Here is a 275-nt window from a genome sequence, read left to right on the forward strand (position 1 = left end):
TTAATGGGTGAAGTACTTGCATACTTAAACAAACAACAAAAAGAATTAAAAGACGTTGCATTAACGCCTGCTGGTTTATCTAAAATGGTTCAATTAATTGAAAAAGGTACAATTTCTTCTAAAATCGCGAAGAAAGTATTTAACGAATTAATTGAAAAAGGTGGAGACCCAGAAGAAATCGTTAAAGCGAAAGGTCTTGTTCAAATTTCTGACGAGGGTACACTTCGTAAAGTTGTAACAGAAATTCTTGATAACAATGAACAATCTATCGAAGA

General features: G+C 32.4%; 1 pseudogene. It reads left to right on the forward strand.

The features are described 5' to 3' along the window. Window positions 1-275: pseudogene (locus MR113_RS27710) on the forward strand (Asp-tRNA(Asn)/Glu-tRNA(Gln) amidotransferase subunit GatB); the annotation flags it as partial.

This window comes from Bacillus cereus group sp. BfR-BA-01379 (genome assembly GCF_022663605.1).
In the GTDB taxonomy this organism is placed as follows: domain Bacteria; phylum Bacillota; class Bacilli; order Bacillales; family Bacillaceae_G; genus Bacillus_A; species Bacillus_A mobilis.